General features: G+C 43.3%; 9 protein-coding genes. 3 read left to right on the top strand and 6 right to left on the bottom strand.

All coding sequences use genetic code 11. The features are described 5' to 3' along the window. Nucleotides 1-4: 4 nt before the first annotated feature. The 6 genes from BSAG_RS09990 to BSAG_RS10015 form a co-directional block, all read right to left on the bottom strand. The gene (locus BSAG_RS09990; RefSeq protein WP_004317378.1) at nucleotides 5-3,193 is read right to left on the bottom strand and encodes a SusC/RagA family TonB-linked outer membrane protein; all 3,189 of its coding nucleotides are present in this window, start codon (nucleotides 3,191-3,193) and stop codon (nucleotides 5-7) included. 140 nt (nucleotides 3,194-3,333) lie between these two features. Beyond that, nucleotides 3,334-4,323 carry a glycoside hydrolase family 43 protein gene (locus BSAG_RS09995; RefSeq protein WP_004317377.1) on the bottom strand — a complete coding sequence of 330 codons (990 nt, stop codon included), beginning with the start codon at nucleotides 4,321-4,323 and terminating at the stop codon, nucleotides 3,334-3,336. 44 nt (nucleotides 4,324-4,367) lie between these two features. After that, nucleotides 4,368-5,993, bottom strand: a complete 1,626-nt coding sequence (locus BSAG_RS10000; RefSeq protein WP_004317375.1) for a DUF1735 domain-containing protein — start codon at nucleotides 5,991-5,993, stop codon at nucleotides 4,368-4,370. 12 nt (nucleotides 5,994-6,005) lie between these two features. After that, nucleotides 6,006-6,416, bottom strand: a complete 411-nt coding sequence (locus BSAG_RS10005) for a hypothetical protein (protein WP_004317373.1) — start codon at nucleotides 6,414-6,416, stop codon at nucleotides 6,006-6,008. 21 nt (nucleotides 6,417-6,437) lie between these two features. After that, a complete protein-coding gene (locus tag BSAG_RS10010; protein WP_008020043.1) occupies nucleotides 6,438-8,096 on the bottom strand; it encodes a hypothetical protein in 1,659 nt (552 codons plus the stop codon). 113 nt (nucleotides 8,097-8,209) lie between these two features. Continuing rightward, entirely contained in the window at nucleotides 8,210-9,736 is a 1,527-nt protein-coding gene (locus BSAG_RS10015; protein WP_004317367.1) for a sulfatase-like hydrolase/transferase, read from the bottom strand. A gap of 279 nt (nucleotides 9,737-10,015) precedes the next feature. On the opposite strand from BSAG_RS10015, the gene BSAG_RS10020 reads away from it, so the two are divergent. From BSAG_RS10020 to BSAG_RS10030, 3 genes are read left to right on the top strand one after another with little or no spacing between them, the layout of a single operon-like run. Further along, nucleotides 10,016-11,047: a hypothetical protein gene (locus tag BSAG_RS10020; RefSeq protein WP_008997581.1), complete on the top strand. Its 1,032-nt coding sequence runs from the start codon at nucleotides 10,016-10,018 to the stop codon at nucleotides 11,045-11,047. Continuing rightward, the gene (locus tag BSAG_RS10025; RefSeq protein WP_004317363.1) at nucleotides 11,044-13,428 is read left to right on the top strand and encodes a hypothetical protein; all 2,385 of its coding nucleotides are present in this window, start codon (nucleotides 11,044-11,046) and stop codon (nucleotides 13,426-13,428) included. The genes BSAG_RS10020 and BSAG_RS10025 overlap by 4 nt, the downstream gene beginning before the upstream one ends. Nucleotides 13,429-13,452: 24 nt before the next feature. After that, complete coding sequence (locus BSAG_RS10030) at nucleotides 13,453-14,859, top strand: alpha/beta hydrolase family protein (protein WP_004317361.1); 1,407 nt, start codon at nucleotides 13,453-13,455, stop codon at nucleotides 14,857-14,859. Nucleotides 14,860-15,003: the final 144 nt, after the last annotated feature.

The raw sequence follows: 15,003 nt of genomic DNA, 5'->3' as shown, positions 1-15,003 counted from the left end.
TGTCTCATAATCCTAATCTAAAACCAATGTTATAACGTCTCACCATCGGATAAACATTCTGTCCCGAATGTTCGGGGTCACGGCGGGAATCACCTTTCGAGAACGTCAGCAGATTGCTGCCGTTGACATATACTTGCAGTTTTGTCAGACGTAAAGGCTGCAACCAACGTTTCGGAATCTGATAATTCACTTCCAGGTTCTTCAAACGAAGATAAGCATGGTTGGTATATGTGTATGTACTGGCCACCGAATTATAACTTCTCTGAACATGAATACTGGGGCGAACCGGACCGCTTTGAATCGGAGCATCGGCTGTCCATGTATTCAATGTATTCGGTTGAGCCTTGATATTACCTTCCGGGAAATCCCATAAGTAAGATGGTATTGCTTCTTTATAAACATCCATAGCACTGTACCACAACATATTGAATCCGATTCCTTTGTAAGAACCTCCCAATGTAAATCCGAGGGTAGTGGTCGGATAGTTCAGGTTTTTCATCGGAACCATATCCTTAGCATCAATCATACCGTCTCCATTATAATCGATGTAGTACAAGTCTCCCGGAATCAATGTGTTGTGTGCACCATTGGCAATAGTGGACTGTGCCGAGTTATAAATATCATCCAACGACTGGAAGTTTCCCGTTGCCAGATATTTATTCACGTATCCGATTGATTTTCCGGCTTGTTTCAGATATTCGCTCTGATTTTTCGGATCATCAATAAAGACAATACGATTCTCACTGGTTGCAAAATTAAACTTCGCGTAATAATTAAACTTTCCGATACGGTCGTTCCAAGCAATATCCAGTTCAAGACCGTGATTTTTAGTCTTACCCAGATTTACCTGCGGGAAAGCAATACCACTATCAGCCCATGACGGAATCGTATTACGTGTCATCAGAATGTTATTACGCTTTTCGTCGAACAAATCCACAGTAAAGTTTAGTTTACCCCACAAACCTATTTCGATACCGATATTCTGCTTGATAGATTCTTCCCAAGTAGCGTCGGGGTCGGCCAGTTTTCCTTCTTTGTACAAAGGTCCCCAGTTACTGGTCTGATATTTACCAAACTGTGCATTGGCAGATAGTTGCTCAAACTTCTGAATATAGTTAAAACGTGTAGCACCTTTATCATTACCAACTACTCCATACGAATAACGCACTTTCAGGTTGGTCAGTACACCTTTGGTCAATTTCTTCACCCATGGTTCTTCACTGATACGCCAACCGATAGAAGCGGACGGGAAGAAACCGAAACGGCGTCCCGGAGCAAATTTTTCCGAACCAGTGTAGGCACCGTTAAATTCAGCAAGATAACGCTCTTTGAAGTTGTAAGTGACACGGCCTACCCAGTCTTCTTCGTAAGCCGGGAAGTTCATCACACCCGAATTAGTAGTATTGGTCGATTCGTTCATCTTACGGTTAAACACAAATAAGGCACTTACATCGTGATCGCCAAATTGACGACTATAATTCAATGCTAATTCGTAATAAAGTTTACGTCCGTAAGCCTTGAATCCGTCATAAACACCACCAACAGGTAAATCTCCGGGAGCATTTTCATCCGGATAGCGTTTCTCGGTATAATTATAAGTAATTGTTCCGTCAGCATTATAAATAGGATTCGTGTAATCATACACACGATTAATACGAATATGCGTACGCTGGGCAACCAAATCGTCTTTACCCAAAACCTTACCCGGCATGATCTGGGTAGTCCATGATGAAGAAGTAGTATAAGACAACGATGCTTTCAATGATAGCCCCTTTGTAATAAAGTCTAGTTTCTGATTCAAGATTACATCGTAGAAACCTTGATGCTGTTTGATATTACGACTACCTCCTTCGTTCATCAGACAGGCTATATTCTGATCGGAACTTAACCCGTCCCCCCATATTCCATTGCTATATTTAATCGGAAATTCATTACTTGGAGCCGTGAAAAACGTTTTAAAAAAGCGCTCATCCGGAGAATCAACATTCTCATAATAAGACGGTTGGTTCTGATACCCCATCTTACCGGCCACATTGAACGACAGTTTGGTGGTACTTGTTATATTGAAGTCGAAATTACTACGCCAGTTATAACGACGGTAGGAGAAAGAAGGATCGAAATCCTCTTGTTTGGTGGTATTAAAAATATCTCCGTCATGCAAATAACCCAAAGAAACGAAATAACTCATTTTCTTCGTACCACCGCGTACATTAAGATTATAAGCCTGTTCATAACCTACATTCTTTACCAGTTCTTTCCACCAGTCCACTTCAGGAAAGACATCATTATACGGGCCGTAATTTCCGGTAGCATACGCATTCTCCCATGCGGCAATGGTAGATTCGGGAACCATTGCTCCCCAATTACCATCATTGGCCTGTGCTCTGTTATACTGTTTCATAGAGGTCACATAGTCAGACCATTCAGGAGCGGCAGAAGGTTGTTTAAAACCAAAGTTAGCTGTGAATGATATTTCCGGTTTCTGTTCGAGTCCGCGTTTGGTAGTCAGCAGGATCACCCCATTCGCACCTTTCACACCGTAAACCGCAGTTGCCGAAGCATCTTTCAGTACGGAAATAGATTCGATTTCATTCACATCTACATCGTTGAAGTCACGTTCGATACCGTCCACCAATACCAGTGGATCCGCTTCTCCCCAGGTAGACTTACCACGAATCAATAAAGAAGCCTTATCAGCTCCCGGCTTTGAGGTGGAATTGATGGCAACCACGCCCGGCATCTGCCCTTGCAAAGCTTCGGAAACGGAGTTCACACTACCTATCTTTAATAAATCATCTCCTTTTGCCGTGGCAATGGAACCGACACTGGATACCTTTTTCTGTACGCCGTATCCAACCACTACCACTTCCTCCAGTGTCTCCGTATCTTCTCCCAAAGAGATTACGCCTAAAGTCGTTTTATTCTTTAAATCCAGTTCCAGAGTTTTATAACCCACATAAGAAATGACAAGTATGTCTCCTTTCGATGCCTTCACAGTAAAATTACCGTCAAAATCAGTAATCGTACCGCTTCCCGTACCTTTCACGCGAACACTGACTCCAATCATCGGTTCACCGGATACTGCATCCTTCACTTGTCCCTTCCAATAGATTTGTTGTGCCTGCACGTCCAGCGCACAAAGCAAAAAGCAACAAAGATAGAAGAAAGAAAAATAAAGTCTGTTCCTTTTCATAAACATTATTTTTAACTGTTAACAAATTCTTTATCTCAAGACACAAATTAAGCGGGAAAATCTTCAAATGAAAAGGAAGATTATCCTCAAAACCCGTACAAATGTGCAAAATAGATTTCTCTACTACATTTCTGAACAAATCATTTCCACATTGGCTTTATGACGTGCTCTTTGTCTACGGTGATGTTGTATATGCCATCGTTTCCTTTCTTCAGGATGAGCGGAACAATACGTGTTTTACGAGGGGACACGGTGGAATCCGAACGATGAACGTGGTAAACATAGTAATATTTTCCATCCAGACCTTTAAATACATCTCCATGTCCTGATCCGTTTTCTCCTACGAGGCTGCGATGAATGATCGGACTGTTCGGATGCTTTTTCCACGGACCGAAAGGGGAAGAAGCAGTGGCATAACCTACCGAATAGTCGATATTCATAAAATGATTGGCAGAATAGAAGAGGTAATATACCCCGTCCCACTTCATAACAGTCGGTCCTTCCATCACCGGTGCAGACTTATAGTTCGGAGTCTTTTCCCAAGGCTCCGTACAGTCCATACATTGTTTCAATGTTTCCGGTTTGATACTTCCTTTCTTTATGTCAAACTCGGCTACCCAAAGGTAATTTCCTTTATTAAAGCGGACATGATATAGGTAGTATTTCCCATCATCATCCTTAAATAGGAAAGAGTCTATATTCTTAGCAGAAGCGTCTATCGGCTTGACTTCCTTCTGACGAAAAGGGCCGAATACCGATTTTGAGGAAGCAATTACTGTTTGCTCATTAGCGGTATAAGTGAAATAATAAGTTCTTTTATCCTTAAAGTATTGAGGTGCCCAGAAGCCTTTTTCACCATACGTTCGATCTCCTTTCCGCAGAATCAGTTGCAGGGAACTGCCATCAGGCACTGTCCAATGCTCCAGATCGGTCGATTCGAGGATAGCAAAGCCCTGCGGTTCCTGATTGCGTGTGCCGGTGAGGTAATACTTGCCGTTTTCCACATAAATTGTAGGATCGGCATAAGTGATCTCCTTCTCATTAACCGAATCAGCCCGCACCCCGGTGACAGACAAACAAATGATTCCTAATGCGAGAATAAGTCTTTTTGTCATTTTATGTTTCTTCATACCTATTTTATTCTATATCTGATCTTTATCTCATCTACAAAATTTCAATCTATCATCCAAACCAAACCGGGTTTATCCCCTGTGAGATTCCATATTGATTTATCCCAGGAAAGAGCCTTGGCAGCATCTATCGGGGTGCTCATCGTAGAAAGACCATTGTAACGGTCGGCACCAAAGTTTTGTGCTGCGTAGTTGGGTATTTGTTCATCTACGATAGCAGGCGTATTGGCAGAAAAACGACATTCCATATTCGGATTCGCATAGCAATTATTAGCCTCATTCTTGTTAAAGCGTCCGCAAATTCTTCCCGACTTGGGTGCACCGTTAGAGAATAATTTCTGGTTCCAAGCCACACAATGTGTTACGGTGATTCCTGTCGCCTTGTTAGCAAATCCCATAATACCGCCTACCTGGTTTTGAGCGGAAACCTCGCAATCGGAATAACAATAAGAGATCACAGCTGTCGGACTAGGATCTACAAATCCGGCAATACCACCCGCAGGATTCGCCACTTTCATCGGGAAAGCTTGTGCGAGACCTGAAGAATAACACTGCGTAACGATAGAATATAACATACGTCCAACGATGCCTCCTACACATGATTCAGTCACAATATCCCCAGTGGAAGAGCATTGAGAGATCGTTGCTCCGCCTCTCGTTTCCCCACAAATACCGCCGGCGCACCATACGGCAGTAATATCCGTTGCCGATGTACACTGATGAATTTTACTATCTGCACCATGAAGTCTTGCACAGATACCACCAGCCTGACCGTTATCCCAGGCAGCCGCTCCCGTTCCCGAAGTTAAAGAAATCGTACCGGATACCCGAACATTCTCCACGATACCCGGAGAAGTAGCAGCTCCCACCTGTCCGGCAAGGATGCCTGCCATCTTTGTATTGGCTGTAATCTGCGCATTTTCAAAGTTTATATTGGAACACTTACCAACCAACAATCCAAAGAATCCCTGATTAACAGAAGAGGAAGTATTTACTTTCAGATTACGAATCGTATGTCCGCCTCCATCCAATACAAGTTGTTTGGAAACCGAAGTCTCTATCGGTTGCCAGTCTACACCTTGCAAATCAATATCATTCTCTATCTTGGCATAGATCGTCTTACCATCTTTGAGTTTCTCTCCGAGAGTTATCAAGTCGCTCGTTGTCGCCACGGTATAAGGGTTGTCGATTTCTCCCTGTTTCTGTTGCAGGAAGAAAGTCATTGTACTTTTCTCTTGATTGACTGCAAGATCGTCGGAAACCAGTTTCAAACCGAGAACGTATTTCTTTGATCCGTCAAGCGTACCTAAATCATGGAAGCGCAAATTTACCATACGCAGGACATCGTCCCCCTTAAAATTAAAATTACTTCCATCCAGATCATAATATTCCACAGGTAAGAGGTGATATTCTTCACCAAACTCTTTGGCATCGACAACAGCCAATTCCGCCTTTGCTTCTTTTTCGCAATGGCTTTTCTCCACCATAATGTTATATTGGTATTCCGGCTCATCCAGATATAAATCATATTTGCCTGTCTGATAAAGCGACAAGGTAATATTGGAATAGGTAACTTCAGCCTTTTCCGGCTGTGTCAGATCCATGACTTCACCACATGCTATCAACGAAAACGCCATTAATGACGCTACAACAGGAATGTATCTTTTCATAATATCTTTCTTTTAATTATTAAAAACAGGGATTACCATACCGACGTTATCTCCTGACAACCAAACTTTATCTCCGTCTATACGAACTACCTCCATCTCCATCCCTTCTTTGAGGAAAGAAACTCCTTGGAATGAGAATTCAGCCTTTATCTTTTGACCGACAGCCGTGGGCTTCCCGTCAAACTTCACATGAATGTATTTGCTTTGATCCGAATTTTGCAGGCGATAAGTCAACCGTTTAGGATTAATTGCAGCCTGAAGTTGTTCCTGCTCTGTAAAAGTACAAATTCCATCCAAACTATAAAACCCAACTTCGGTATATCCTGTTATATTCTTCTTATCAACCCCGTTTTCGGCATATTCCGTCTCCGCACAAGAGGTGAAAGCCAACAAACATACCAACACTACATATATTACTTTCATAAGCGAATAAATTTAAGATAATTACTTTCTAACAGTTGTCGACAATATTTCTACCGATCCATCCTTATAAGTCACTTCGGCGGTAAGTATTTGTCCGTTCAGGTTCTTATTCACTATATTGATTTCCTGTCCATCCAGCTTTACTTTATAAGATGAGACATCAGCCGGCAAATTTAATAGTTGTACTAACATATATTCATCCACTTGTTGATATTTCAACAAAGGAAACTTTCCTGTTACAGACTTGGTCTTAACATCATCCTTCCACAACACGGCATCATCCGATTTCAGCAATGCTACATGGTAGGCAGTTCCGGGAACAAGATTTTCAACCAATGTATAGTCATTCTCCGAATCAAGCGACCGACGTACTACCTCTGTTCCATTTTCATCTGTTACTGACAATATACCTGTTTTATCGGCTCCATTCCCCCAACGAATGAACAATTCCCGTTGCCCTCCGACAAGGCTGGAAACTGCCAATCCATCCCGGGCAGCGATGAAATCGGGATACAGCAATGGATTGGGATTGTAGAATCCGTCTGCATCCAGTCCTAAATAACGGGAAAAATAAATTCCTCCAAGTTCCCACATTTCAGTCTTCGCATCGTAAACAGCTCTCGCTCCACCGGGAACCACACTAAAACGTCCGGTAATGGCATACGTATCATATTTCTTGAACACCTCATAAAAAGTTTTATACCAATTCTTCGGATACCAGGAATAACTCTCAAAAAGGCTCTTGAACTCGGTTGCACTGACCGGTGTACCGGCATTAGCTTTTTCAGCTATCAGATTAAGGTATTCGTAAATTTTCATCCCGGCCGTATAACCATGCTTGGTTCCCCATTCTCCCAGTGCGTCGGCTACATGAGGATTTAAAGCACGTACCATAGAGAATTCCGTGCAAATCAGTTTCTTTGTTACACCATATTTATCGCGGATAATACGGAAATCATCTTCCGCCTGGTTGATTTTCAATGCGTGAACGTGTAAGTCGAGCCCTACAACATTAGGATTGTTATTAACCACAGAGACTACCGCAGGTACCGTTTCGCTCTTCGGCAATTCGGATACACGGTTCAATGCTCCGGCATAAATATCAAATGTCCATCCATTAGCCTGTTTCCAGGCAGTCAGCCGATTGGCAAACTCATTCAGAAATGCCCGATAATCCTCACCGTCCGCATGACAGAGATCGGTATCCAATGCATTCTCCCATTCCGGTTCGTTACCCATGACAAGTATTTCAATATTCTTCGCCATATCATAGGTTTTCAGTAATACTTCAGTTGCCTGAAATATGTACTCCATCTCCTTAGTTCCTACTTTGGGAACCGTGTCGGTATATAATTCAAAAGGTATTTTCAGGCTCAATATAAATTTCACACGGTCGCCCAAGGCTTTCTTGGCCTGAATAAATTTCAATGTAGGAATATGTGTCCTGATGGCATTTTCTTTCACACCAACAATCTTCCCGTTTTCATTCTGAAGAAACAGATTGGGGATATTGACAAATCCTCTCACCCAAGTCACTTTCGACTGCTTCAACATCTCTATTTCCGTAATCGGGTAATCTATATTTTCATTATAGTTCGCCCCCAAATCCTGCGCCTTTGTTCCCATCGAACATAAGAACAGCAATACAAACATTAAAAAAGCTTTCATTTTCATATACATACTTCAAGGTTAATTGTCCGACATCGAACAGAACAAAAGTAGAGAAATAAACTCCGGTAGAATAGAACGATTGTTTTATCAACGGGATTTATGTTCAGAATAAACATTTGACCTTATTTTAATGGCTCTTCTTCTACTTCACTACGATAATAACCGTCCACTTCAGCAAAGAAATTCTGCTTCAGGGAGTCCAGAAGTTCGGGCTGTTGTGCCGCCATATTCTGGTATTGAGTTCGGTCGGCTTTTACATTGAATAAACCGTATTCACCCAAGTTGCCTAATTCATTTCCGGTCAGGTTTCGTTCGGAACCTTTATAAGGAGGCATCATAATCCAGTCGCCTGAACGATAAGCCATACGTCCCTGCGCTTCCAACACTACATCCTTGCGGGCAGTCTGCTCTTTTCCGAAGAAAGCATCCAGATAGTTCCGACTATCCAAACCTTCCGGCAAATCGGCATGTATCATCGACCCCAGAGAAGCAAGAATATCTACCTGGCAAACCAGTGCATCGGACACAACCGGCTGAATCTTTCCTTTCCAATAAACAAACAAAGGAATATGCGTACCACCGTCGAACAAACTATATTTACCTCCGCGCAGACCTCCTGCAGGAAGGTGATCGCCTGCCAATTCGGGAGCTCCGTCTTTGTAACCGTCATTCAGAACCGGCCCGTTATCACTGGAGAAGATAATCAGTGTCTTTTCCAACAATCCTTCTTTCTTCAAGTGGGCAAGCAGTTCGCCGACACACCAGTCTGCCTCAACGATGGCATCGCCACGAGGCCCCATCGTTGTTTTGCCCACAAAGCGCTGGTGGGGAGCACGAGGTACGTGAGGTTCGTGCAAGCCATAATACAAGAAGAAAGGAGTATTTTTGTGTTCAGTCACAAAGTTCTTTACCTTATCTACAAAATAGTCGGCCATATCCTCGTCTTTCCAACGGGCTTTCTGACCGCCTTTCATATATCCGATACGGGGAATTCCGTTTACTATAGAGTTATTGTGTCCGTGTGCCCACTGCATTTTCAACATCTCCGGATGAGAAATGGCAGTCGGTTCGCCTTCAAAATTATGCTCGTAACTCACTTCGATGGGATCGGCCGGATCGAGTCCTACTACATCGCCGTTTTCCACGTAAACCGTCGGGACACGGTCGTTGGTTGCTGCAATCAGGCAAGAATAGTCGAAACCAATTTCTTTGGCACCCGGTTTGACGGTTTCGTTCCAGTTGACATTGCCCTCTCCCATCCCCAAGTGCCACTTTCCGATAGCTCCGGTCACATAACCGCATTGCTGCATCATCTTCGGCAAGGTAAACTGATTTTCATTAATGATAAGAGGAGCATCTCCCGGCAGGATTTTTGCATCTTTATTTTTCCACGGATACATTCCAGTCATCAAAGCGTAACGGCTGGGAGTGGAAGTTGCCGAAGTGGCATATCCGTTCATGAAACAAACTCCGCCATGAGCCAGACTGTCGATATTCGGAGTATGAATCGTAGTAGAGCCGTAAGCGCTGACATCACCAAATCCCAGATCATCGGCAAGAATCACAATCACATTCGGCTTTTCTTCTACGTGCTGTGAGGTACAACCTACTAAAGACAACGTAGGAACTAGATAGATTATCTTTTTCATAATATTATGTAGTTAATAACGATGCAAATTTAGCCACCACTTATTTATTTATGTAGAACAAATGTTTAATAATGGGGAGAAATGTCCATCCTGCAACTATTCTTATGAATCGGATGTAGCATATATATCAATCAAGAGCCTTATGTGAGTTTACAAACAGTAGACAAATTACTTCCATATTTCGATTGCAAAAGCATTTTTTTTCATAACTTTGTTCGCAATATCTTGGTTACCTCTCTTGCGGAATACAATTTAATGAGCCAAGATACCCGATAATATATGCAGACTCGACTACTACAACTGGCTATTTTACTCATCTGCCTGTCCGGATGCACCAATGAACATACCAATACTCCCGCATTTTATATATGGAAAAGCAAATTAAGCGTACAAGATGCGGATACTGCCTACCTGAATACACTCGGAGCCCCAAAAATATACGCCCGGATGTTTGATGTAGACAACAAAGGAAACGGGGCATTCCCTACGGCAGACTATTCGCCTTCGTTTTCTTTGGATAATCCCGGCTTTCAGCAAAAGATAGTCCCCGTTATATTTATCACCAACAAGGCAATCCGGCAATGCACTGCCGCTGATATAGAGAAGCTTGCCCGCAACTGTGCCGACCGGATAGACACCTTATACCGTTTGCATTTCAACAAGCTCCCGACCGAATATCAGTTCGACTGCGACTGGACGGAAAAGACAAAAGAAAACTATTTCAACTTCCTGAACCACATCCGCAAGCTAAGGAAAGGAGTCCCGATAAGCTGCACCATCCGCCTCCATCAGATCAAGTTCAAAGACAAAACCGGAATACCTCCCGTCGATAAGGGAACACTGATGTACTACGCTTCATCCGAACCTACGGATTTCGAGAATGAAAATACCATATTAAACAATAAAGACGCTGCTTCATACATCGAAAAGATCGGTTCCTATCCGCTGCATCTGGACATCGCACTGCCGCTCTACAGCTGGGGAATCGTGAGAAATCCGTTCGGACAGATTAAACTGATAAACGGAGTCCGCAAAGCTACCATCGACGCACGTCCCGACTATTACCAACCAACGAAAGACGGTATTTACTGCATACTCCAATCACACTATATAAACGGAGTATGGGTGAATAAAGACTACGAACTTAAAGTAGAAGAAGTCAGCCCGGAAACACTGCTCGAAGCGGCCAAACTCCTGCGCAAAAAACTACGAAAGGAAAACAGGGAAATCATTTTCTACCACCTGGACAAAGAGATTATCAAGCAATATTCTACCGAACAATTAATCAACATCATAAACACTTTCTCATGAAACATCTGAAACGCTTTATCGCCACACTTGCCATAACCGTACTCTCCTTCCACTCCTACGTCAACGGATGCGGAGGCGATTTTTACGATTATATGAACTACTATAACCTTTTCGACCAGCTTCTTCTCGAGAACAAAGGCCTGCAACCTTTCCTCCTGACGACGGATGATGCATTCTACGGAGAAGACATGAACCCGGACGGGAAACAACAGCAGCCCGACGAAAATATAAACGCATGGATGACATTTTTCAAGAAGAACAAAACCCTTCAGGACATGAATGAAGAGCAGTTCAAAGCATTGCTTTACACCGCTTCCTACCAGTCGTTGAAGCAACCTTCTTCCCCATACGTCACCGCCCTGAACAAGACAGATGCAGGAAAGCATACCCTTACCTACCTGCAATATGCGAAAGAACTGGAGCCATACGCCCAACTATCGAATAACGGCGACTGGTGGGAAATGAAACGCACCTCCTCCCCCTCTGAAGAAACATACACCCACTACAAAGACAAAGGACTGGAACTCTACCGGAACTGCCCATACGATGAACTGAAATTAAGGTACGGCTACCAACTCGTACGCCTGGCACACTATATGCGAAATAAAAACAACGAAGCTATCCGAATGTACAACCTATACGTGAAACCTCTCAAACAGGAACATTACATCTACTACGCCGCCCTCGAACAGACAGCCGGTGCCCTCTATAACATAGGTAAACTGGCAAATGCCAACTACCTCTACTCCCGTGTGTTCGACCATTCGGATAACAGGAAAAAAACAGCCTATACCAGCTTCAAAATACAAAACGAAATAGACTGGAACGAAGCAATGTCCTGGTGTAAAGACAATCGGGAGAAAGCAGCCATGTATGCACTCCGGGGTTATAATACGTTCTCCAATGAACTGGAAGAAGTGGAAAATATCCTGAATATATATCCTGAATCACCCTATATCAAGCTGCTCGCCATCCGCTATATCAACAAGATGGAAAGGGATATTCTGACGCGCTACAGTCATTCGGATGCCACCGACGACACAAGTTCATTCATGCAACCTTCCGGAAAAGTACTTGCAGAATATGAGCGTGCACAGCAGATAATCAAAGCGGTAATGAATCACCCCAAAGTGGGCGACAAAGACTTTTGGGCTCTCTACCATGCACATATGTCTTTCCTCTGCAAAGATTACCGACAGGCAGCCACATTCATCGACTCCCTCCAGACCACGAAGCCCGAATTGCTGAAACAAAAAAGCCGTACCCAATTCAGTCTTTACCTGGCACAACTCAAAATTATCGGTGAAGATGAAGAACAAGCCATCCGACAATACCTGCAAACAAGCCATGCCGATGAGGACTTTATCAACGAAATTGTCGGTCATCTTTATAAAATGCAGAAAGACTACGGCAAAGCATTCCTTACCCACAACCGCATAGAGAACCTGCGGCAGAATCCGGACCCGGATATTATCAATTCGCTTCTGGCAAATGCCGGGAAAGAGAATGACCAGACGCTATTGACCCAGCTTTACGAACTGAAAGGAACTTATTACCTACGCATGAATAACTTTGCAGAAGCAGCCAAATGGTTTGCCAAAGTTCCGGAATCCTATAGCCTCACTCACTATAAATACGATTATGAAACAGAGAAATATATCCCTACGGGTATCTCCTCGGATGACTTCAACGGCTATTCGGAAATCTCCCCGTTGATATTCAGCAATGGATTCAAAAGACTATTCAGCGTTCCTGCCGCTTCGCAACTAACGGACGTAATGTACGAACAGTATCTCTATCTGAACAAAGAACACAATAAGGCTACATTGACCGCCGCCTTGATGCAACTGGAAAAGGAAAGCCAGATGATGACGGAAAAAGGCGCACGGGCTGCCTATATGCTGGCCAACTATTATTATAACATATCTCCTACCGGTTATTACAGAAATATTCCTGCATACTTCACAGACAACTCCTACTATTGGTCTGCATACGTCTCATACGGCACAACAGGCCCAAACTCCATTCCTGATTACAGCAAAGAGTATAATTACAGAGACTTCACCCAGGAATATATGATAGTCGATAATATGGAGAACGCCCTCGCTCTGTATGAACAAGCTGCCACCTACTTCACCGACCGCGAATATAAAGCACGCGCACTGTTCATGGCCTCTTCCTGTACAATGGATCTTTATGCCCAAAACTGGTGGAGTAACTGGAACAATATCCTTAATCCTGATTTCAGCAGGTCGGATGACGAGAAGAAAGTGGACAGCTATTTCCGCCAATTGAAAAAATCATATAGCGACACACAGTTCTTCAAGGAGGCCGTACACGAATGTAAGTATTTCGAATATTATGTAAAGACTGAACTCTAATTCCCCAATCATCATCACTATAAAATGAAAACAGCAGTATTTAAAACAAAAATGAGAGCTCTCGTCTTCTTACTGGCAGGACTGGCTTTATCCTCTTCCTTATCCGCCCAAGATATTTCGGGAGCCTGGCACGGAAAACTTTCCCTTCCCACCAGTTCGCTGACTATTGTATTCCACATCAGTCAAACGGAACAAGGCGCTTATGTGACCACACTAGACAGTCCCGACCAGGGAGCCAACGGTATCAAGACACAGACTACTTCTTTCAATGATTCTACTTTAATTATCCAGATACCTGTGATTCATGCTTCGTACAAAGGAAAGCTGAACAGTGATAACACAATCAACGGAACATTTACGCAAGGGATGCCCCTTCCGTTGAATTTGAAAAAGGGAGAAGCCAGCCGCCCCAAACGTCCGCAGGAGCCTCAACCGCCTTTCCCTTACAGAAGTGAAGAAGTCACCGTGAGGAATGAACGGGATGGAATTAACCTTGCCGGAACATTGACCCTTCCCGAAAAAGGAACTAAATTTCCGGCAGTAGTAATGGTGACGGGAAGCGGTGCGCAGAACCGGGATGAAGAAATCATGGGACACAAACCTTTCTTTGTCATCGCCGATTATCTGACCCGAAACGGAATTGCCGTGCTTAGATGTGATGACAGGGGTACTGCCGCTTCACAAGGTACTCACGCAACAGCTACAAATGAGGATTTTGCCACAGATACGGAAGCAATGGTGAATTACCTGCGCAGCAGAAAAGAAATAAATGCAAAGAAGATCGGAATTATCGGACATAGCGCAGGCGGAATCATTGCATTCATCGTCGCTGCCAAAGACCCCTCCATTGCATTTGTCGTTTCATTGGCAGGAGCCGGCGTGAGAGGTGACAGTCTGATGCTGAAGCAGGTTGAGTTAATCTCTAAATCCCAGGGAATGCCGGATGCCGTCTGGCAAGGGATGAAGCCTTCTATACGGAACAGATATGCCATACTGCAACAAACAGACAAAACTCCCGAGGAGTTGCAGAAAGAACTGTATGCAGACGTTACAAAAACAATGTCGCCCGAACAATTGAAAGACCTGAATACCATCCAGCAACTATCCGCACAAATCAGTTCGATGACTTCTCCGTGGTATCTTCATTTTATGAGATACGACCCTGCCCAGGATTTGAAGAAACTAAAATGTCCGGTTCTGGCTCTGAACGGAGAAAAGGATATTCAAGTGGACGCCGCCATGAATCTTGCTGCCATTCAGGAAAGAATCACCGGAAATGGAAACAAAAATGTAACAGTCAAAGCCTATCCGAACTTAAATCATCTGTTTCAGACTTGCAAAAAAGGAACATTGGCCGAATACGGGCAGTTGGAAGAAACAATCAATCCGGAAGTATTGAAAGATATCATTGAATGGATAAGGAAACAATAAGTCTATTAATGATATTACTTAGCAAGTACACATTTCTCAATATCACATTCTTTTCTTGCTAATTCTTGCAAATTCTTCAAATATTTGCAAGAATTGGAAAGAAAGTAAATGGCTACAATTTACATATACTACATAAATCTCCCG

The sequence above is a fragment of the Bacteroides sp. D1 genome, assembly GCF_000157095.2.
In the GTDB taxonomy this organism is placed as follows: Bacteria; Bacteroidota; Bacteroidia; order Bacteroidales; family Bacteroidaceae; genus Bacteroides; species Bacteroides xylanisolvens.
The sequence above is the reverse complement of the archived record's forward strand: the minus strand, read 5'-3'. Positions and strand labels throughout refer to the sequence as shown.